This window comes from Aquabacterium sp. (genome assembly GCF_004297345.1).
Classification (GTDB): domain Bacteria; phylum Pseudomonadota; class Gammaproteobacteria; order Burkholderiales; family Burkholderiaceae_C; genus Aquabacterium.
Genome location: NZ_SCTN01000337.1, coordinates 1 through 19,574 on the forward strand (window position 1 = coordinate 1; position 19,574 = coordinate 19,574).

Below are 19,574 nucleotides of genomic sequence, written 5' to 3' on the forward strand. Positions count from 1 at the left end.
CGCCTGATCAGTTGGCCCCCCCCGATTCTCCAAGCGCCGCCCGCTTTCTGGCCCAGGCCACGCTGGCCACCACCCCGCATGACATCGACCAACTGGTGCAACTAGGATGGGATGCCTGGCTGGATCAGCAGTTCGCCATGCCCTTGCCCGATTCGCTGTGGGCCTGGATGAATGCCAAAGGCTTTGGCGCGGCGCAGTACAAGTCGACCGATGTGGGTATCGACAACGCCCTATGGTGGCGCCTGCTCAACAGCCCTGACACCTTGCGCCAGCGCGTGGTGCTGGTGCTGTCCGAGATCTTCGTGGTGTCGGTGCGCAATATGCCGGTGCCTTGGGGGCAGTTCGGCTGCGCGGCCTATTGGGATTTGCTGGAGGCAGAGTGCTTTGGCAACTTCCGCACGCTGATCGAGCGCATCACACTCAGCCCGGCCATGGGTGTGTACCTCAGCATGCGAGGCAGCAGCAAGGAAGACGCATCAGGGCGCAGGCCGGATGAGAATTTTGCACGTGAGCTGCTGCAACTGTTCACCATCGGCCTGGTGCAACTGCAGCCCGATGGTTCTCCGCAACTCGATGCCACAGGTCAGCCCGTCGAGACCTACAGCAACGACGACATCACCGGGTTGGCGCGGGTGTTCACCGGCTGGGACTTCGATCGCTTCGATGCCGGCAGCCCGGCCTATATGCAGCGCCCCATGGTGTTCAACCAGGCAGCGCACAGCACGGCAGACAAGACCTTTCTTGGCGCGACGATTGCCGGCAGCACACCGGGCCTGCTGGCCTTGCAGCAGGCTCTGGATGCCATCTGCCAGCATCCCAATGTGGCGCCCTTCGTGGCACGCAGGCTCATCCAGCGCCTGACCAGCAGCAACCCCAGCGCAGGCTATGTCAGCCGAGTGGCTGCCGCTTTCAACGACAACGGGCAAGGCGTGCGTGGCGACATGAAGGCCGTGATCCGTGCCATCTTGCTGGATGTCGAAGTGCGCCTGGGCCTGTCGCCGATGAGCACCGATGTGAGCGGCAAGTTGCGCGAGCCCGTCTTGCGTTTCCTGCAATGGGCGCGCGTGGTGCAAGTGCAAAGCGCGGATGGCTTGTGGAACGTGGGTGATCTGTCTGCGCCAGACAGGTTGGGCCAAAGTCCCATGCGTTCGCCCTCGGTGTTCAATTTCTTCCGGCCCGCCTATGTGCCGACGCAATCGGCGCTGGCGCAGCAAGGGCTGGTGGCGCCGGAGTTCCAGATCACCGATGAGTGCACCGTGATCGGCTATGCGAACTTCATGTTCCAGGTGCTGCCTTATGGGGCCTCTGGTGTGTCCGCGAACTATGCCGATTGGTTGCCCTTGGCCAATGATCCGGCTGCACTGGTCGATCGCATCAATCTGCTGTTCACAGGGCGAACTTTGTCCGCCACGTTGGTGGCCGATCTGGTCTCAGCCATCTCAACCTTGCCCATGAGCTTGAGCGATGGGGCTTTGAGGCGTGTGGTCACGGCCATGCTGATCGTGCTGTGCTCGCCCGAGTACCTGGTGCAGTTTTGACAAGCAGGAGGGCGCCACAAGATGTCTGTGTCTGATTCGAGCCGTCGTGCCTTCTTGCGCCGCGCAGGGGCTTTGTCCATGCTGGGTTCTGCCACGCCATGGGCTTTCAATCTAGCCGCCATGGCCGATGCGGCTGCGGCCACGTCTGCCAATGACGGCTACAAGGCGCTGGTGTGCGTGTTCCTGCAAGGTGGCAATGACCAGGCCAATACCCTGATCCCCTTCGATACGCCCAGCTATCTGAGCTACAACACTGCGCGGCCTACCCTGGCTTTATCGCAGGCCAGCCTGCAAGCCACGGCGCTGGTGCCTGCACAGGCCTTGCCTGATGCCCGCCAGATGGCCTTGGCACCGGCACTGGCGCCCATCAAACCGTATTTCGACATGGGCAAGCTGGCCGTGCTGCTCAACATCGGCCCGCTCATCCAGCCCACGTCGCTGGCGGACTTCCGCGCCCACCGCGTGGCACTGCCGCCCAAGCTCTTTTCGCACAACGACCAGCAATCGGTCTGGCAATCGTATGCCCATGAAGGCGCGCAGACAGGTTGGGGTGGGCGCCTGGGTGACCTGTTCATGTCGGGCAACGGCAAGGCGGCTTTCACCTGCGTCAACCTGGCTGGCAATGCGGTGTTCCTGGCGGGCGATCAGAGCACGCCCTACACGCTGGATCTCGCTGGCCCCGCACCCTTGCGTGCCGCCGATGGCCTGATGTATGGCTCGGCGGCCTGCTCGGATCTGTTCAAGCGCGTGGTCACGCAGCCTTCGAGCACGCATGTGATGGCGCAACTGCATGCGCGCACCATGCGCCGTGCGGTGGATGCGCAAGCCGACCTCAGCGCGGCCCTGGCCAGCGTGCCACGCCTGAGCACACCCTTCACGGCGGGCAATCGCCTGGCGGCGCAGTTGCAGATGGTGGCGCGCATGGTGGCCGCCAGCGGCAAACTGGGGCTGACCCGGCAGGTGTTCTTCGTGACGCTGGGTGGCTTTGATCTGCACGACAACCTGGGCAGCCAGCATTCGATCTTGCTGGGCCAGGTGGCCGATGCGCTCAAGAGCTTTGCCGATGCCACCAATGAGCTGGGCATGGCCGATCGCGTCACCACCTTCACGGCCAGTGATTTCGGGCGCACGCTCAGCAGCAATGGCGATGGCTCCGACCATGGCTGGGGCAGCCATCACTTCGTGCTGGGTGGGGCGGTGCAGGGTGGGCGCTTCTATGGCGCGCTGCCCGATGCCGGCCTCAATGGCCCGCAGGACATTGGTCAGGGCCGCCTGTTGCCGACGATGGCCGTGGACCAACTGGCGGGGGCGTTGGGCACATGGATGGGTGTGAGCAGCGTTGATCAACGTGCATTGATCGCCCCCCATCTGTCATCATTTGACCCACAAGTTCTGGCTAATCTTCTGCTGCCTGCCGCGCCGAGTGCGTCCTGAATCCGCTACCATGCGGCCCCAGTTCACATGGAGTCCGCATGAGCAGCAGCAAGCCCAATCAACTCAGCCGCACCGTCGCCAAGCTTCAGGGCCTGCCCGGCAACCTGAGCCCCTGGCTGACCAGCTTCATCCTGGGCAATGTGGTGCCACTGGTGGGCACATCCAGCCTGCGCTTTGAAGAGATCAGCAACGCACGCGTGGTGGTCAGCATCCGCAACCGCCGCAAGGTGCAGAACCACATCAAGGGTGTGCACGCCGCGGCCATGGCCCTGCTGGCTGAAACCGCCACGGGTTTTTGCGTGGGCATGAACGTGCCCGATGACAAGCTGCCGCTGATCAAGACGCTCAAGGTGGATTACCTCAAGCGCTCGGTGGGCGACATGAAGGCCGTGGCACAACTGCGGCCCGAGCAGATCCAGCAGATCCTCACGCAGGAAAAGGGCGAAGTGACCGTGCCCGTGAGCATCACGGACGAGTCCGGTCAGGAACCCATCCAGTGCGAGATGATCTGGGCCTGGGTGCCCAAGAAGCGGGGCTAATCAACCCTCGTCGTGCGCCACAGCGGGCGTCTCGCCCCGCTCGTAGACCACATTGGCACGGCCCACCAGCAGCGGATCGGGCTGCGGCACATTGCTGAGGTCCTTGTTGGCATAGGGCAATTTGTGCAGCAGGTAGCGCATGCCATTGAGGCGAGCGCGCTTCTTGCAATCGCTCTTGATCACCGTCCACGGCGCATCGGCCGTGTCGGTGTGGAAGAACATCGCTTCCTTGGCATGCGTGTAGCTGTCCCACTTGTCCAGTGAGGCCAGGTCAATGGGCGAGAGCTTCCACTGCTTGAGCGGGTGCGTCTCGCGCTCCTTGAAGCGGCGGCGCTGCTCCTTGCGGCTCACCGAGAACCAGAACTTGATCAGGTGCACGCCTGAGCGCACGAGGTTGCGTTCGAACTCCGGTGCCTGGCGCATGAACTCGCGGTATTCCTCGGGCGTGCAAAAGCCCATCACATGCTCGACGCCCGCACGGTTGTACCAACTGCGGTCAAACAGCACGATCTCGCCCGCCGTGGGCAGGTGCTGCACATAGCGCTGGAAATACCACTGGCCCTTCTCGACATCGCTGGGTTTTTCCAGAGCGACCACGCGCGCGCCGCGAGGGTTGAGGTGCTCCATCATGCGTTTGATCGTGCCGCCCTTGCCGGCCGCATCACGCCCTTCAAACAGGATCACCACCTTGGCGCCCGTGGCCTTCACCCAGGCCTGCAGCTTGAGCAGCTCCACCTGCAAGCGGTACTTCTGCTTCTCATAGTTCTTGCGCACCATGAGGTTCTTGTACGGGTAGGTGGTGGCATCGCGCCAGTGCGGGGCCAGTTCGTCGTCAGGGTTGCCTTTGGGGATGCTGCTTTCCAGCTTGCCCATCAAGGCGGCGCGCAGCACGGCGGCATCGTCAGGGGCCGAGCCCTTGAGCACGGCGTCCAGCGCCTGAGCCAGGTCGTCAGGCGGCGTCTGGCGGACGATGTCGTGCAGGGCGGCTACTTTGGCTTGTTGTGCGCCTTCGGTGGCCTGCTTGGCCACCAGATCCTCGATGCGTTTGCGCGAGCTGGCGGTGATCACGTCGCCTCGGCTGGCCCGTCGAGGGGCCTCACCTCGTGGCGCGGCGGCCTTCCTGGGGGCCTTGCTAGCGGTTTTGCTTGCGGCCTTGGTCGTGGTCTTGGTTGCTGTGCGGCGAGAGGCGATCGAGGTTTTGTCCATGGCGCGGTGGCGTTGTTTTCGGTATCCGACAACGCTACGCCTTTGGCGCGCTCAGGGCAAGGAATGAATCAGGAAACCAGTGCAGCATTTCGCGTGCAATTTGCCGTTTCAGCAAACGGGTATGTTGGTGGGTACGTGGCGCAGGATGGTCCTGACCAGCGTCTCCAGTTCAATGGGCTTGACGACCAGATCCACCATGCCCGCTTCCAGGCACTTGGCATGTTCTTCGGACATGGCGTGCGCAGTCTGGCCGATGACGGGCAGATTCGGGGCGAGTCGCTTGACTTGCCTGGTCGCGTCATAGCCGTCCATCTGCGGCATCTGGATGTCCATCAGCACGACGTCAAAGGCCTGCGCGCCCTTGTCCTGCAACTGCGCCAGCACGGCCAGGCCGCTGTCGCTCATGACGACCTGAGCCCCCTCGTAGCTCAACAGTTCGGACAGCACCATCTGGTTGACGAGGTTGTCCTCGGCAGCCAGAACGCGGATGCCTGCCAGGCGGCCCCCTGCGTATGTGGCCGCTTGCGTCTGCTCTTGCGATGGGGCGGTGGTTGGCCCCAGCGTGGATGTTTGCAGCGGCGACGGCTGTGTCGTGATCAGTGGCAGGCTGACTTCAAAGCGCGTGCCTTGCCCGGGTTCGCTGAAGGCGCGGATCTGGCCGTCCAGCATCTCGACCAGTCGCTTGGAGATGGTCAGGCCCAGGCCTGTGCCGCCGTACTGGCGCGTGGTGGAGCCATCAGCCTGCTCGAAAGGACGGAACAGCCCCTCGATCTGCGTTGGCGTCATGCCGATGCCCGTGTCGATCACGTCGATCAGCAGGTGCCCGTCTCGCGCATGGGCGTGCACGCGCACCTCGCCTTGCGCAGTGAACTTCACGGCGTTGGACAGCAGGTTCAGCACGATCTGCTCCAGCCTCAGCGCATCGCCCACGCAGGAGGCGGGGACGCTGTCATCCACATCGATCAGCAGAGGGAGTCCTTTTTCCCGGGCCCGCTCTTGCACCAGGGCCATGGCTCGTGCCAGCACCTCGCGGATTTGCACGGGTTGCAGGTCAATGCGCAGTTTGCCGGCTTCGATCTTGGAGAAGTCCAGGATGTCATTGATGACGCCCAGCAGCAGGCGGCCCGAGGCATTGATCTGATCGAAGATCTGGCGGGCTTCACCGGTGTGCTCACGCGCGCCGATCTGGGCCAGGCCCAGCACCCCATTGAGCGGCGTGCGGATCTCGTGGCTCATGTTGGCCAGGAAGTCGCTCTTGATGCGAGCCAGTTGCTCGGCTTCCTGGCGGGCCGTTTCCAGCTCGGCGGTGCGGGCCCGCACCATCTGCTCCAGGTGCTCCTGATGGGCTTGCAGCGCCACGCGAGCCTGCCTCACTTCGCTGATGTCCTGGATGGCGCCTTCGATCCGGGCCACTCGCCCATCGACCATGATCGGTTCGCCTTGCGTGCGAATCCATTTGGCAACACCTTTGGCGCTGATCAGTTCCAGCTCCAGGGCATAGGGTGTGCCTTCCGTGATGGCTTGGCGGATGGTCTGCGTGATCTTGTCGAGGTGCTCGCCCTGGAAGTAGCGCTGCCCGTCATTGAAGCGCAAGGACGCTGGCTGTGTGGGGTCCAGATCCAGGATGCGGGCGGCGCCATCTGTGCGGGTGCCTACCATGGTGGCCACATCCAGACTCCAGCCACCGACCTTGGCCAGCAGGCTCATGCGGTCCAGCAAGGCTTGCTTGTCGCGCAACGCAGCTTGCGTGCTCATCATCTCCGTGATGTCTCTGGACAAGCCGAACATGCCGAGCAATTGCCCCGCATCGTCCTTGACCGGGCCCTTTGTGACGAGGAAGGTGTGGTGATGGCCGTTGCGGAAGGTCAGCTGTTCTTGTGCGGTCTGCGTGGTGCCAGCCGCCATGATGGCCAGATCGACGGCACGTATCCGCTTGGCGGACGCCTCATCGAACAGCTCGGTGTCGTCCTTGCCGAGGATGTCCTCGATGGGGATGCCTGCCATGTTGCTGGTGGCCTGGTTGACCATCAGATAGCGGCCTGCCACGTCCTTGACGAAGATGGCTTCCGTGGTGCCCTCGATCACCGAACGCAGTAGCTGCTCGCTCTGGCGCAGGGCCGCTTCGGTGCGGCGGCGCTCGCTGATGTTCAGTGCGAGGCCGATCACCGCATGCCCTGTTGCGGTTTTCAGACCTCGTCCATGCACTTCCAGTTCGACGTGCGTGCCATCTTTGCGCAAGCCGGTGAAGCCATAGCGGGCCTCCTGCGACGGGTCGTCAAAACGGGTTTGCAACTGTTGTCGGACCCTCTCCCGGTCAGGTGGGGCGACCAGGGCACTCACGGGCAGGCGGTGAATGATGTCGTCGGGATCGTCGTAGCCCAGCATGGTGGCAAAGGCCGGGTTCACATAACGAAAACGATCGCCTTCAATGATGTAGATGCCTGCCAGGGTCTGCTCGACCAGGGCTTCAAACTTGCGGTTGCTGGCGCGATGCTCGAGCCGCCGCAGCCATTCGATCATCATGCTCATGAGCAGGCCCATGGCCACGAACACACCGATGGCCACGGTATGAGACGGCTTGGCCAGATGCCATGACATCGCAGGGGGCACAAAAACGTACCAGCTCAAGGCCGCTGACAGCGCGGTGGCCAGGCTGCCCGCATACCAGCCGCCCAGCCAGGCTGCGACGAACACGGCGGGGTAGTCGAGCAGCCAGGCGTAAGGATCGATCTGTGCCCAGAAGACCCATTGGAGGGCTGCCGCCAGCAAGGGCGGGATGATCCCCCACAGTACGCTGAGCCACCCTCCCTGGCTGGGTGTGTCGTCAGTCAGGTTGATGTCGGTGTCGGCGGGCACGTTCTGCAGCGTGACCCACAACATCGCCGCTGTCACGGCAATGAAGACGAGGCCCTTGAACGTGGAGAAGCGCGCCAGCGCGTGCGGGTCGGCAAAGAGCTCTAGTACCCGGTCAGACAGCAGGATCCAGGCGCCCGCGAACACGGCGTAGCCGACAGTGGCCCGAAGGCTGAACAGCGCGCGTCGTGTGACCTGCATCCCTGTGCTCCGCCCCTGGGAATGGGGCTCGCACGATTATGGCGTCCTGCGCCAGCTAGCCGGCGCTAGGGTTCAACCGGATGTCAGTTGCTTGCGTCAACGCGGGCCGTTACGGCCTTGCCACTGCGCAGGCCCAGCTTCTTGAGCAAGGCCTGGTCGTTGTCGAAAGCCGGGTTGCCGGTGGTCAGCAGCTTGTCGCCGTAGAAGATCGAATTGGCGCCAGCCAGGAAGCACATGGCCTGCACGGCCTCGCTCATGGCCTGCCGGCCGGCCGAGAGACGCACACGGGCCTTGGGCATGGTGATGCGGGCCACGGCGATGGTGCGCACGAACTCCAGCGGGTCAAGCGGCGGCGTGTCAGCCAAAGGGGTGCCAGGTACGCGCACCAGGTCGTTGATGGGCACCGACTCGGGATAGGTGGGCAGGTTGGCCAGTTGGGCGATCAGGCCAGCGCGGCCTTCGCGGGTCTCGCCCATGCCCACAATGCCCCCACTGCAGACCTTGATATTGGCGGTGCGCACGTGGCCCAGGGTGTCCAGGCGGTCTTGCAGATCGCGCGTGGAGATGATGTCGCCGTACAGCTCCGGGGCGGTATCGAGGTTGTGGTTGTAGTAATCCAGGCCGGCATCTTTCAGGGACTTGGCCTGGGTGTCGGTCAGCATGCCCAGGGTGCAGCAGGCTTCCAGGCCTTCGTCCTTGATCACGCCGATCAGTTCGGCCACTTTCTCGATGTCGCGGTCCTTGGGGGCGCGCCAGGCGGCACCCATGCAGAAGCGGCTGGCGCCGGCATCACGCGCGGCGACCACGGCTTCGCGCACTTCGTCTGGCGACATCAGCTTGCTGGCTTCCACGCCCGTGTCGTGCGAGGCCGATTGAGGGCAGTAGCCGCAGTCTTCAGGGCAGCCGCCGGTCTTGACCGACAGCAGCGTGGCGTGTTCGATTTCGTTGGCGTCCCAGTGGGCGCGATGCACCTGCTGGGCCTGCCACATCAGGTCGTTGAAGGGCAGGTTCAGCAGTTCCAGCACCTTGGTGCGCGGCCAGGGCGCGTTGCTGTCGTCGTGGTCCGTACAGTCGCCGCCGCAGCCATGGCTGTTGAGGATGGCCTTCTTGGGGACGATCTGGATCGGCTTGGATTCAGTCGAAGAGGGGGTCGAGCACTGAGACATGGACTGACGACCGCGCCCGGGCGCGGCATGAGTTGACGGAGCAAGCAGGTGCGAGTGTAGTCTGCCGTGCGCTTGACATGGGTGACGTTGAAATCATTCTGATGACGCAGGTCGAGTGGTGCGTCAACAAGCGCCCGGGTTTTTGATGATGTGAAAACGGGTGTCGCCGCCAGCCTTGCAGTAAGCTCGCGCCATGCGTTTTGAACACCTCATCGAGATCAATTCACCGAAGTTGGCCGCGCAGATGGCGGCGTCCGTCTTCACGCGCGAGCAGCTCTGGCACGGCCTGATGGCGCGCGTCCAGACGCCGCAGCGTTTTCCCAATGGGCCTGAATCCTGCGAGTGGCAGGAAACCTCGCCTGGCGTGTTCAGCCGCACCTTGCGCTTTGGCCAGCATGCTTTTCGCGATGAGGTTCAGACCGAGCTGCATCAGCGCATGCAGTTCACGCCGGAACCACACGGTGACACGGCCCCAATCCGCCTGACAATCAGCATTGAAGAGCCTCAGTCGCATCAGATGGTGCTGCGCTTTGTGTATGTGGCCCTGGGCGAGCAGACTGCCGAAGAGGCCTATTACAACGACTATCGCCATAACGCCTGGCTGCACAACGACCGGGACATGGTGCGTTGCCTGCGCGAATGGCTGGACAACGGCGAGTTCGCCAGCGCCAGTCACTGAGGGGCTTTGGGCAAGCGCACCACGAAGCGCGAGCCCACATTCAACTCGCTGCTGACCGTCACCTGGCCGCCCATGCGCTCGACCAGTTGTTTGACGATGTAAAGCCCCAAGCCTGTGCCTTCCACCTTGGCTGACATGGCTTGCACACGCTGGAAGGGGTGAAAAAGGATGGCGGCATCCTCGGGCGTCATGCCCACACCATTGTCGGCAATCACCAGGCACACCTGATCTGCCTCTTCTTGGGCATCCAGGATGATGTGGCCGCCGGGGCGGTTGTACTTGCAACCATTGCTCAGCAGATTGACCAGCACCTGCTGCAGGCGGCAGCTGTCCGCCATCACATGAAAGCGCTGTGCGGGTATGCGGTTGACGATCGTTACTTCATAGCGTTGCAGGGCAGCCTCGACCAGCACCAGGCTGGCGTTCACGATGCCTGACAGCTCGGTGCGATTCGGGTGGATGCTGATCTCGCCGGCTTCCACCTTGCTGAGGTCCAGCACGTCCTCCACCAGCTTGAGCAGTTGCTGCCCCGCGTCCAGGATCCATTCGACCTGGCGTTGCTGGGTGGCGTGCAGAGGCTGCTGGCGGTCCATGGACAGCAGTTGAGCAAAGCCCAGGATGGCGTTGAGCGGCGTGCGCAGTTCGTGGCTGAGGCGGGACAGGAAGTGGCGCTGTGAATGGGCAACCTTCTCGGCCGCGTCTCGTTCGACGAACAGTTGCTGGCGCAGTTGCTCCTGCGTCACGTCACGCACGACCCCAACGATGCGTTGCGATGGATCTTGCCCTTTGTCGGGCAGGTCTCCGATGGTCTCCAGGTAGCGCGGCTGCGTCTGGCCTGGCAGCACCACGCGTACCGTGAGGCGGAAAAGGTGGTGACCAGCCAGGGCGGCTTGAACGGTCTGATCGGCCTGACGGCGATCCTCCGGGTGAACACGTTCCAGCAAGGCCCGCCCCGGCAGGGTGACCGGGCTTTCCGGCAAACCATACAGCGAGGCGGCATGGGCGTCCAGCGTGACCACCGTGCCATCGGCATCCAGCTCAAACAAGCCCAATTTGGCGCCGACCACGGCCAGTTCAAGGCGACGGTTGGCACGGGCGAGGTCTTGCTGATAGCGATGTTGGCGCCGCAAGCCCTGGCGCATGATCAGGTAGCCGGCCAGCGACAAGGCCCCCATGGCCAGCAGCGTGGCGCCAACCAGCAGGTTTTCAGTGAGGCGCGATGCCCGCGCGAGGTTGGTGCTGAAGCGGATTTCAGCCTGGAACAGCGCTTCATTGAGTTGATGGATGCCTTGCAGGATTGCCTTGATTTGGGCAGGCGAGGCATCACCTTGAATGGCCAGGCGCAGCGCCTGGCCCTGGGCCTGCAAATGGGCAATCAACTGATCGCCTTCTTCCCAGGCGGTCAGCGAGTCTTTGAACAGGTCCCGGTCACCGAACTGGCGAAACAGGGTGATCATGCCGCCGATGTCGTCCGGGTGGTTGCCGCCATCCAGGAAGGCCGCGCGGATGGCGGGCGTGTCCAGCGTGTGCTGGCTCATGCCTTCGCGTGCGCGGCGGTCGCCCAAGGGCACTTTGAGGGCGGCCTCGAACAGCACATAGTCCGTGTTGTCATGGCTGGCCGCGTAATCGCGCAGGTGCTGCACGGCTTCATTGCGTGCTTTCGACCACAGGCTCTCGCCTCCCACATAAGCGCGAACGGCGCCCAGCAGCATGACGCTGACAATGGCCATGCAGCCCACGAGCCCGACCACCACCACGGAGGGGGCCAGTACATACAGGTACAGGCGCCTGGAGGGCGGTCGTCGAACCGATGCTGGCGTCATCAGGGCTTGGCTTCTTGTTGGGTGACATACCCATGCATGCACCATGGGCGTGCACCAAAGCTATCAGAAAGCGATGCCCCTGAAAAGCAAGCGGAGCTTAAGCGTGCAGCGCTGTGGCGCAACTAGAGCACGGGGTGGGGCAGGCTGCGTTCCTGAAGGGGTGGGGAAACACGGAGGTGCCCTTCGCGCACCGCTTCACGCAGGCTGGGTAGCCTGGCTTGCATGTCTGCCGCGTGGCGCCCCAGACCGCGCACCACGCACAGGCATGCCGGGCCGCATGCGGCGTAGCGGGTGAGGTCTTGCGGATCGAGCAAGCCACCGATGGCGACGACCGGGGCGGGGCTGTGCGCCACCCACCAGCGCAGGTTGTCTTCGCCTTGCGGCACCCAGGGCATGTCCTTGGTGGTGGTGGGCAGCACCGGCCCGCAGGCGATCAGGCTGGCGCCGCAGCCTGCAGCGCGTGCCAGCTCCCAGGGGCTGTGCGAACTCAGGCCCAGCACGATGCGGCCACGGGCAGCCAGCAACTGCTGTTGATCGGTGGGGCTGAGCCCGAGCAGATCTTCCTGGCCCAGGTGCAGGCCCAGCTTCAAGTCAGGGTCTTGCGGCAGGGACAAGGCCTGTTGCCAGTGATCGTTGATGAACAGCAGGGCGCCGTGCTCGGCACAGGTACGCGCACTGGCTGCCATGTGGGCTTCCGCGCCTTCTCTGGCCTTGTGGCGCAATTGCAGGCAGCGCATGCCGGCTTGGGCGGCGGCTTGCAGTTGCTCGCTGTCGGGCAGGATGCCGTAGAGCCCGTCTGGTGGGGCGTCGAATGGCAGGAACAGCGGGCGATCGGATCCATCGCCCTGTGTGATCTGCCAGGGCAGTGCGCGCCCGATGCCCAGCCACGGCAAGGGGCCCAGTGGGCGGGCAGCCGATGGCATGACCGGGCCAGGCCCTTCACCAGCCTCGTGTGCATTGAGCAAGGCCTGGGTTGTGCGCATCTTGGCCAGCACGATGGCATCTGCGCCCACGTGGCCCAGCGCCAGGGCACTGGCGGCCGCCGTGGCAAACGTGCAGCCGCTGCCGTGGTGATGGCGCGTGGCCACGCGGCGGTTGCTCAGCCAGCCTTGCGCGTGAGGGGCCGCGTCCATCCAGTCCAGTGCCCAGTCAGGTGAGGGCGCATCACCGCCCGTGATGACCACGTTGCGGGCGCCCATTTCGCGCAGGCGCAAGGCCAGGTCGGGCAGATCCTCTTGAGCGCCATCGTGTCGAGCCGGTCGCCCCAACAGGCGCTGGGCTTCAGACCGGTTGGGCGTGATCAGCGTGGCCAGCGGCAGCAGGTGGCGGCGGTAGGCCCACAGCACTTCGTCGTTGCTGAACGCCGCACCACCGGCAGAGGCGCCCAGCACCGGGTCGATGACCAGCGGCAGATTCGGGTTGATTTCGCGCAGTTGCCGCACCCAGGTGGCCACCACTTCGATCAAGGCCACGTCGCCCAGCAGGCCGGTCTTGATGGCGGCGGGCGGCATGTCTTGCGCGAGGGCCTGAAGCTGCGCATCCAGCTGGGCGGGCGATACGGGGAAAATGGCCTTCACGCCCATCGAGTTCTGTGCGGTGACGCAAGCGACCACGGGGCACAGGTGCACGCCCATGGCATCAGCGGCACGTTGGTCGGCACTCAGGCCTGCGCCGCCTGCGCTGTCTTGCCCGGCGATGCTCCAGATGATGGGCGGGCGGGTGGTACGGCTCATGGGTGTCACAACAGCACAAAGGGTTGGCCGCCAACAGGCGTGGTGGCCACGGCCACGTCGCTGGTGGGCATCAAGCCGGCCTTGAAGCCTGCCCGGCCGCCTTGCACCGCATGTGCAAAGGCGCTGGCCATGCCCACCGGGTTGCCCGATTGCGAGACCGCCGAGTTCAACAGCACCGCATCCATGCCCAACTCCATGGCGGCAGCCGCATGCGATGGTGCGCCCAGGCCTGCATCCACGATCAGGGTGATGTGGGGCAGGCGCGCGCGCAAGGTGCGCAGCGCCCAGGGGTTGAGCAGGCCCAGGCCAGAGCCAATGGGGGCCGCCCAAGGCATGAGGATGCGGCAGCCTGCATCGACCAGGCGTTGCGCGCTCACCAGGTCATCGGTGCAATAGGGCAGCACCTCGAAGCCATCGCTGATCAACTGCCGTGCGGCTTCGACCAGCTCGAAAGGATCGGGCTGCAGCGTTTGTTCATCGCCCACCACTTCCAGCTTGATCCAGTGCGTGCCCAATAACTCACGCGCCATGTAGGCCAGGTTGATGGCTTCGCGTGCGCTGCGGCAGCCTGCGGTGTTGGGCAGCAGGTGTGCGCCGCGTTCCTTGGCCGTGTCGCGGATGATCTGCACGAAGCCGTTGTCGCCACCGCCGGGTACGGCCAGTGTGCGCTTGAGGCCCAAGGTCAGCACCTGCGAGCCGGAGGCATCGATCGCTTCGCGCAGCACTTGAGGCGAGGGATAGCCGGCTGTGCCCAGCAGGAAGCGGCTTTGCAGGGTGGTGTCACCAATCTGCCAGGTGTCGGTCATGTCAGGTCTCCGTGAGAGGGGCGGTCCACATCTACCCGCCAGTGATGGGGGAAAAGCACAGCACGGCATCGCCGTCGTGCAGCAGGTGCCCGGCGCGTGCGCCGCGTGGCACGAACTCGCCGTTCACGGCTGTGGCCACTTGTTCGGCTTGTTTGCCCAGGGCGGGCAGCAGGTGATCCAGGGCATCACACAAGGTGCTGCCAGCAGGCAGGTTCAGTGGGCCTTGATCGGTTTGAACGGTGATGGGGGCGGCCAGTGCTTGCGCGGTGTTCATGGGTTCAACTCGAATGCGCGGGTGTGTCGGTGGTTCGGATGGGCAGCTCAAATGGCCAGGGCCGGGTCATCGCAGGCTGCAGTGCTGTGCAGGCCGATGCGTGACAAGGCTTCGTCCACCAGTGAGGGGCCCAGCAACCAGCCATGGCGATACAGGCCGTTGATGCGCACCATGCCGGGCTCGATGTGGATCTCGGGGCGATGGTCGGGCAAGGCCGGGCGCAGGTTCACGTCCATGCGCAGGATGCGAGCCTCCGCCAATGCCGGGATCACGCTGTGCGCGGCGGCCAACAGTTCGACAGCCGAGCGCAGCGACATCGGCGAGCGGTCTTCGCTTTCGATCTCGCTGGCGCCGATCAGCACCACATCGCCCGGGCGCGGCACGATGTAGACGCGATGGCGCGGATGCAGCAGGCGCACAGGGCGTTGCAGGTCCACGCCGGGCGCGTGCAGCCAGACCACTTCGCCGCGCACGCCGCGCACAGGCGCATCAGGGCGGGCGCCCGTGCCCCGCAGGTCGAAGACCCAGTCGTAGTGATCGCCCTGGTGGTTGCGGCAGGCCGCCACATCCAGCTTGTGCGGGCTGACGTGCTTGACCGGCTGGGCCCAGTGCCAATGCACATGGGGCGCATCTTCGAACAGGCATTGCAGCGTGCGCACCGTGTCGATGTGGCCTTCGCCATGCAGCATCCAGGCGTGTAGCGGTCCGGCGCTGCCATGCAAGCAAGGCTCGACCTGGCGCAACTGCCCTGCGCTCAAGGTCTCAGGTTGACGAGGTGCCGAAGTGGGGCGGCGATCGGGGCCTTGCAAGCCTTCATCGAGCCGGCTCAAGACACGTCTGGCTGCGCCCAGATCCGTGCCGTGCGCGACCATCAGGCTGCCCCTGCGCGCAAAGTGAGGTGGCTTGTAGGTGCGGCGAGACAGCGCACCCGTGATCTGCTCCCAACGGTTGATCGAATGCCAGCCGCGTGCCGCCACATCTGGCTCCGCTGTTTCCAGTTCGGCCAGAGGGCTGAGCATGCCCGCCGCCGTGAAGCCGGCCGCGCCATGGCCGTCATAGGCTGGTTGCGGGCCGGGGGCAGGGTCGAACACGCTGACCTGATGGCCCTGATGGGCCAGCGTCCAGGCCATGAGTCGACCCAGCAGGCCGGCGCCCGCAATGCCGATCTTCAGCTTGCGGTCCGGGGTGGGAGAAGCGCCTTGCATGACGGCTCCTTCTTGGTAGGTATGACCGTTTGGTCGCAGCCTCAGGCAGCAGGGCGCTCGGCCTTGATCGGGATGTAGAGCTCGCCGCCAACTTGCTTGAACTCTTCGGACTTGGTGGCCATGCCACGGCTGAGGGCTTCGCCCTCGCCTACGCCCTGTGACGCTGCAAACTCACGCACCTCCTGCGTGATCTTCATCGAGCAGAACTTGGGGCCGCACATCGAGCAGAAGTGCGCCACCTTGGCTGCGTCCTTGGGCAGCGTCTCGTCGTGGAAGTCACGTGCCGTTTCGGGATCCAGGCCCAGGTTGAACTGGTCCTGCCAACGGAAGTCGAAGCGGGCTTGCGAGAGCGCATCGTCCCGCGCACGGGCGCCAGGGTGGCCCTTGGCGATGTCCGCCGCATGGGCGGCGATCTTGTAGGCGATCAGGCCCTGCTTGACGTCGTCGCGGTTGGGCAAGCCCAGGTGTTCCTTGGGCGTCACATAGCACAGCATGGCCGTGCCCATCCAGCCGATCATGGCTGCACCGATGGCCGATGCGATGTGGTCGTAGCCAGGTGCCACGTCAATCGTCAGCGGGCCCAGGGTGTAGAAGGGCGCCTCAGCGCAGTGCTTGAGCTGCTCGTCCATATTGGCCTGGATCATGTGCATCGGCACGTGGCCCGGGCCTTCGATGATGGTCTGCACATCGTGCTTCCAGGCGATCTGCGTGAGCTCGCCCAGCGTGTGCAGCTCGGCGAACTGCGCTTCGTCGTTGGCGTCAGACAGGCAGCCAGGGCGCAGGCCATCGCCCAGCGAGAAGGTCACGTCGTACGCCTTCATGATCTCGCAGATCTCTTCGAAGCGCGTGTACAGGAAGTTTTCCTTGTGGTGAGAGATGCACCACTTCGCCAGGATCGAGCCACCGCGCGACACGATGCCTGTGCGGCGCTTGGCCGTCATTGGGATGTGGTGCAGGCGCAGGCCAGCGTGGATGGTGAAGTAGTCCACGCCTTGTTCTGCTTGCTCGATCAGCGTGTCACGGAAGATTTCCCAGGTCAGGTCTTCGGCCACGCCGCCGACCTTCTCCAGTGCCTGATAGATGGGCACGGTGCCGATGGGCACGGGGCTGTTGCGCACGATCCAGTCACGCGTGGTGTGGATGTGCTTGCCGGTGGACAGGTCCATCACGGTGTCGCCACCCCAACGGATCGACCACACCATCTTCTCGACTTCTTCCTCGATGGACGAGGTCACAGCCGAGTTGCCGATGTTGGCGTTGATCTTGACCAGGAAGTTGCGGCCGATGATCATCGGCTCCAGTTCCGTGTGGTTGATGTTGGCGGGGATCACGGCGCGGCCACGGGCCACTTCATCGCGCACGAACTCGGGCGTGATCTCGCGCGGGATCATGGCGCCCATGGGGTTGCCGCGCAGACGGGCTTCGCGCTCGGCGTCCATGCCGTATTTGGCACGCCAGTCTTCCGCTTGATCAATGCGGCGCTGGTTTTCGCGCAGGGCCACGAACTCCATCTCGGGCGTGATGATGCCTTTGCGTGCATAGTGCATCTGCGACACGTTGTGCCCCGCCTTGGCTCGGCGCGGCTGGCGTTGCAGGCTCTTGGTGGCTTCACGCAAGGCGGCCATGCGAGCGTCATGACGCTCGTCAGCCTTGAGGCCATCGTCCATCGCCTGGATGGTGCGGCCTTCATACAGCTCTGTGTCACCACGGGCGACCACGGCGGCCTCGCGCACGGGAGGCAGGCCCTTGGTGACGTCGATCTGCACGTTCGGGTCGGTATAGGGGCCCGAGCAGTCGTACAGGCTCACGACTTCGCCATTGGTCAGCGAGACTTCGCGCATCGGTACTTGCACGCCTTCGTGGCTGCCTTGGATATAGACCTTGCGAGAACCCGGCAAGGGTTCGCGGGTCAGGCGCGTGAGTTCGTCCAGCGCTTGCAGCGCAACAGCGGCGGTGTGGTCAGGGGCATTCATCGGCAGCTCCAACGGTGGCAGTGGCAACACATGCTCCGAGGGGTGCCTGGAACCTGACGGGCGTCAGGCGCTGCGAGGTGTGATCAGGCCCCGGATTCCTTGCCCATCTTGGGCAGGAGGGGACGAGGGCGGACCACTCGCGTCAGGTACGGCTCTTCTTTCGCCGGTATGAACCGGATCAAGTTCAGCGGGTTCGGTATTCCATCTCAGCGCCAGCACGAATCACGTGAGGCACACCCCGGAGCAGTGCGCAGTGTAAGCGCAAGCGGCGGGGCGGATGAAAGGTCTGTCAGGAAATAGGGGAAATCAACAAGCCGCGTTCAAGGACGGAAGCTGGCTTCGATCACGCCACCTTTGTGCATGGCGCTGAAGGTCGAGCCCGTGCCCGCCATGGTCGGCTTGATGATGGCCAGATCATGGGCGGATTCAACGCGCTGCGGCGTTTTGGGGCTCATGAAGCGTTCCTTGAAGGCCGCCAGGGCCTGGTTGGCCTCATGCGGCGTGGGGCCGATGAGTGCCAGCAACAAGGCAAGGGGCGCGATGGCGAACAGCGGGCGCATGGTTGGTCGATGACAGGGAAGGCCTGAAATAATTCTGAATGGACCTAGTGTAGGAATCGGGGGCTGATTGCGGCATCCCCGGCACAGGGGGGCGGAATCCCTCGTCCATGGGGGGGCAATGTCCCTTGAGCCCAGGGATCGGGCAGGCCAGCGGCGGGGGTGTCAGCCTTGGTCGCGCTTGACGACGTGGATGCGGTGATCCTTGCCTGGCGCCGCGGCGGTGCTGCCGCAGTTGCCGCAGCCGCTGCTGCATGAGGCGGACGGTGCCGTCGCCGTACCGCAGGCCGTCAAGCCTGAAGGTGATGCGGCAGGTGCGGGTGCCAGCAGGCCTTTGAGCCCAGGCCACCAACGCCGCGCCAGATAGCCGGCTGCCATCAGGCAGATGGCCATGGTCACGATGCTTTGCCAGTCCGTGCGCATGTCAGGCTCCCCACCTGAGGGCCAGGTGATAGACCACGTAGGAGGCGCCGTAAGCCAGGGCAAACATATAGCCCAGCATGATCATCGGTACGCGCCAGCCATTGGTTTCGCGCCGGGTGACGATCAGCGTGGACAGGCACTGCGGCGCATACACGTACCAGGTCATGAGCGACAAGGCGGTGGGCAGGGACCATGCATGGCCGATCAGGCCTTGCAAAGCGCTGCTCAGTTCATCGCCCGTTTGCGACATCGAATAAACGGTACCGAGGGCCGCCACAGCCACCTCACGTGCGGCCATGCCCGGCACCAGCGCAATGCAGATCTGCCATGTGAAACCGATGGGCGCGAAGATCACTTCCAGCGCGCGCCCGGCCATGCCGGCCAGGCTGTATTGAATGGCCGGGCCCGTGGCGCCATCCGGTGGCGAGGGGAAGTTCGACAGGAACCACAGCACGATCATCAGCGACAGGATGATCGTGCCCACGCGTTTGACGAAGATGCTGGCGCGTTCCCACAGGCCCAGCGCCAGGTTCTGCAGATGGGGCACGTGGTAATCGGGCAGCTCCATCAGCAGGGGCTGCGCGCCACCTTGCTTCATGAACTTCTTGAGCACCAGGGCCACGAGCATGGCCGAGAAGATGCCCGCCATGTACAAGGCAAACAGCACCAGCCCTTGCAGGTTGAAGATGCCACCCACCGTGCGATCAGGAATGAAGGCCGCGATCAGCAGTGCATAAACCGGCAGCCGGGCCGAGCAGGTCATCAAGGGCGCGATCAGGATGGTGACGATGCGGTCACGCGGATCGGCGATGGTGCGGGTGGCCATGATGCCGGGAATGGCGCAGGCAAAGCTGGACAGCAGCGGGATGAAGGCGCGGCCGGACAGGCCCACGCTGCCCATGATGCGGTCCAGCAGGAAGGCTGCGCGAGGCAGGTAGCCCGAGTCTTCCAGCGCCAGGATGAAGCCGAACAGGATCACGATCTGTGGCAGGAAGACCAGCACGCTGCCCGCACCGCCGATGACACCATCGACCAGCAGGCTGCGCAACATGCCATCGGCCATGTGAGCCTTGACCAGGTCACCGACCTGCCCCACGCCGTTGTCGATCAGGTCCATGGGCAGCTTGGCCCAGGTGAACACTGCCTGGAAGACCAGGAACATCA

15 protein-coding genes, 1 pseudogene and 1 riboswitch are annotated in these 19,574 nt (G+C 64.3%); of the genes and pseudogenes, 4 read left to right on the forward strand and 12 right to left on the reverse strand.

Annotated features, from left to right (window positions below; translation table 11 throughout):
* The 3 genes from EPO09_RS12300 to EPO09_RS12310 all read left to right on the forward strand — a co-directional run.
* On the forward strand, positions 1-1,538 hold a 1,538-nt coding region (locus EPO09_RS12300; protein WP_290643477.1), incomplete at its 5' end, for a DUF1800 domain-containing protein.
* Positions 1,539-1,559: 21 nt separating this feature from the next.
* A complete protein-coding gene (locus EPO09_RS12305; RefSeq protein ID WP_290643479.1) occupies positions 1,560-2,972 on the forward strand; it encodes a DUF1501 domain-containing protein in 1,413 nt (470 codons plus the stop codon).
* 38 nt (positions 2,973-3,010) lie between these two features.
* On the forward strand, positions 3,011-3,511 hold the full coding sequence (locus EPO09_RS12310) for a DUF4442 domain-containing protein (RefSeq protein ID WP_290643481.1): 501 nt from the start codon (positions 3,011-3,013) through the stop codon (positions 3,509-3,511).
* Here EPO09_RS12310 and ppk2 read toward each other — a convergent pair whose 3' ends face one another.
* From ppk2 to bioB, 3 genes and pseudogenes are all read right to left on the reverse strand, one after another.
* Complete coding sequence (gene ppk2, locus EPO09_RS12315; protein ID WP_290643483.1) at positions 3,512-4,717, reverse strand: polyphosphate kinase 2; 1,206 nt, start codon at positions 4,715-4,717, stop codon at positions 3,512-3,514.
* Between the two features lie 108 nt (positions 4,718-4,825).
* The gene (locus EPO09_RS12320) at positions 4,826-7,771 is read right to left on the reverse strand and encodes a PAS domain S-box protein (protein WP_290643485.1); all 2,946 of its coding nucleotides are present in this window, start codon (positions 7,769-7,771) and stop codon (positions 4,826-4,828) included.
* An 83-nt stretch (positions 7,772-7,854) separates the two neighbouring features.
* A pseudogene (gene bioB / locus EPO09_RS12325) lies at positions 7,855-8,811 on the reverse strand (biotin synthase BioB); the annotation flags it as partial.
* A 319-nt stretch (positions 8,812-9,130) separates the two neighbouring features.
* Here bioB and EPO09_RS12330 point away from each other — a divergent pair.
* The gene (locus EPO09_RS12330; RefSeq protein WP_290643487.1) at positions 9,131-9,616 is read left to right on the forward strand and encodes an AtaL-like protein; all 486 of its coding nucleotides are present in this window, start codon (positions 9,131-9,133) and stop codon (positions 9,614-9,616) included.
* Here the strand turns inward: EPO09_RS12330 and EPO09_RS12335 are convergent.
* From EPO09_RS12335 to EPO09_RS12375, 9 genes are all read right to left on the reverse strand, one after another.
* Positions 9,610-11,439, reverse strand: a complete 1,830-nt coding sequence (locus EPO09_RS12335; protein ID WP_290643490.1) for a sensor histidine kinase KdpD — start codon at positions 11,437-11,439, stop codon at positions 9,610-9,612. The genes EPO09_RS12330 and EPO09_RS12335 overlap by 7 nt on opposite strands.
* A 122-nt stretch (positions 11,440-11,561) precedes the next feature.
* On the reverse strand, positions 11,562-13,172 hold the full coding sequence (thiD, locus tag EPO09_RS12340; protein ID WP_290643492.1) for a bifunctional hydroxymethylpyrimidine kinase/phosphomethylpyrimidine kinase: 1,611 nt from the start codon (positions 13,170-13,172) through the stop codon (positions 11,562-11,564).
* Between the two features lie 5 nt (positions 13,173-13,177).
* On the reverse strand, positions 13,178-13,978 hold the full coding sequence (locus EPO09_RS12345; protein ID WP_290643494.1) for a thiazole synthase: 801 nt from the start codon (positions 13,976-13,978) through the stop codon (positions 13,178-13,180).
* A 31-nt stretch (positions 13,979-14,009) separates the two neighbouring features.
* Positions 14,010-14,252 (reverse strand): MoaD/ThiS family protein, encoded by a 243-nt coding sequence (locus tag EPO09_RS12350; protein WP_290643496.1) that lies wholly within the window; start codon positions 14,250-14,252, stop codon positions 14,010-14,012.
* Between the two features lie 47 nt (positions 14,253-14,299).
* Positions 14,300-15,457, reverse strand: a complete 1,158-nt coding sequence (locus EPO09_RS12355) for an FAD-dependent oxidoreductase (protein ID WP_290643498.1) — start codon at positions 15,455-15,457, stop codon at positions 14,300-14,302.
* A 41-nt stretch (positions 15,458-15,498) separates the two neighbouring features.
* On the reverse strand, positions 15,499-17,430 hold the full coding sequence (thiC, locus tag EPO09_RS12360; protein ID WP_290643500.1) for a phosphomethylpyrimidine synthase ThiC: 1,932 nt from the start codon (positions 17,428-17,430) through the stop codon (positions 15,499-15,501).
* 138 nt (positions 17,431-17,568) lie between these two features.
* Positions 17,569-17,681: riboswitch (TPP riboswitch) on the reverse strand.
* Between the two features lie 69 nt (positions 17,682-17,750).
* Positions 17,751-17,990: a hypothetical protein gene (locus tag EPO09_RS12365; RefSeq protein WP_290643502.1), complete on the reverse strand. Its 240-nt coding sequence runs from the start codon at positions 17,988-17,990 to the stop codon at positions 17,751-17,753.
* A gap of 162 nt (positions 17,991-18,152) precedes the next feature.
* Positions 18,153-18,410, reverse strand: coding sequence for a hypothetical protein (locus EPO09_RS12370; RefSeq protein ID WP_290643504.1), 258 nt, complete (start codon positions 18,408-18,410; stop codon positions 18,153-18,155).
* Between the two features lies 1 nt (position 18,411).
* Positions 18,412-19,574 (reverse strand): ferrous iron transporter B (locus EPO09_RS12375; protein ID WP_290643506.1); only part of this gene is annotated, 1,163 nt, incomplete at its 5' end.

Bases quoted from the DNA above. Each gene is read 5' to 3' on its own strand.
- EPO09_RS12305 (WP_290643479.1), top strand. From the start codon at position 1,560: ATGTCTGTGTCTGATTCGAGCCGTCGTGCCTTCTTGCGCCGCGCAGGG.
- EPO09_RS12310 (WP_290643481.1), top strand. From the start codon at position 3,011: ATGAGCAGCAGCAAGCCCAATCAACTCAGCCGCACCGTCGCCAAGCTT.
- ppk2 (WP_290643483.1), bottom strand. From the start codon at position 4,717: ATGGACAAAACCTCGATCGCCTCTCGCCGCACAGCAACCAAGACCACG.
- EPO09_RS12320 (WP_290643485.1), bottom strand. From the start codon at position 7,771: ATGCAGGTCACACGACGCGCGCTGTTCAGCCTTCGGGCCACTGTCGGC.
- EPO09_RS12330 (WP_290643487.1), top strand. From the start codon at position 9,131: ATGCGTTTTGAACACCTCATCGAGATCAATTCACCGAAGTTGGCCGCG.
- EPO09_RS12335 (WP_290643490.1), bottom strand. From the start codon at position 11,439: ATGACGCCAGCATCGGTTCGACGACCGCCCTCCAGGCGCCTGTACCTG.
- thiD (WP_290643492.1), bottom strand. From the start codon at position 13,172: ATGAGCCGTACCACCCGCCCGCCCATCATCTGGAGCATCGCCGGGCAA.
- EPO09_RS12345 (WP_290643494.1), bottom strand. From the start codon at position 13,978: ATGACCGACACCTGGCAGATTGGTGACACCACCCTGCAAAGCCGCTTC.
- EPO09_RS12350 (WP_290643496.1), bottom strand. From the start codon at position 14,252: ATGAACACCGCGCAAGCACTGGCCGCCCCCATCACCGTTCAAACCGAT.
- EPO09_RS12355 (WP_290643498.1), bottom strand. From the start codon at position 15,457: ATGCAAGGCGCTTCTCCCACCCCGGACCGCAAGCTGAAGATCGGCATT.
- thiC (WP_290643500.1), bottom strand. From the start codon at position 17,430: ATGAATGCCCCTGACCACACCGCCGCTGTTGCGCTGCAAGCGCTGGAC.
- EPO09_RS12365 (WP_290643502.1), bottom strand. From the start codon at position 17,990: ATGCGCCCGCTGTTCGCCATCGCGCCCCTTGCCTTGTTGCTGGCACTC.
- EPO09_RS12370 (WP_290643504.1), bottom strand. From the start codon at position 18,410: ATGCGCACGGACTGGCAAAGCATCGTGACCATGGCCATCTGCCTGATG.